Below are 440 nucleotides of genomic sequence, written 5' to 3' on the forward strand. Positions count from 1 at the left end.
GTCATCTGATTACAGCTAGAAGACTTACGTCTGTTTATTTCGTAAAAAAATATCAAACATGCTTGGAAAAATCTTATATATTGCTGCCCTCATCTTTGCTTTGGCTGTTATTGCCCAGGCTACATCAAACAATACAAATATGACAACTCCAGAACCTGCCAAAGAGACAACAACAATGGCAGCTACTACTACTGCAGCAAGCACAGATGCCATTAAACCATTGTTTGTTTTTGTTCTTGCAAGTGCTTTTCTGGGGCTCCTCCACTAAATGTTCTGTGCACATAGCTCAACATGTAGCGGGTGTATTATAATTAATGCTTGTATCTTCTTAGATAGTGTTGTTAGTTCTGTCCATTTTGTTTTCTGTGCAAAATCAAGTTCTGCAAAATTTCATCATCTTGATTTTTATATACACCACATGTAAGCGTGAAATTTATTAT

The 440-nt window shown here is 36.1% G+C and carries 1 protein-coding gene; it reads left to right on the top strand.

The features are described 5' to 3' along the window. Nucleotides 1-58: 58 nt before the first annotated feature. Nucleotides 59-268, top strand: a complete 210-nt coding sequence (locus tag D0T87_RS23775; protein ID WP_163178660.1) for a hypothetical protein — start codon at nucleotides 59-61, stop codon at nucleotides 266-268. The last annotated feature ends 172 nt before the right edge of the window (nucleotides 269-440 follow it).

This window comes from Bacteroides sp. 51 (assembly GCF_010500965.1).
Taxonomy (GTDB): Bacteria; Bacteroidota; Bacteroidia; order Bacteroidales; family Bacteroidaceae; genus Bacteroides.

Coding starts and splice junctions, on each gene's coding strand:
- D0T87_RS23775 (WP_163178660.1), top strand. CDS start 59: ATGCTTGGAAAAATCTTATATATTGCTGCCCTCATCTTTGCTTTGGCT.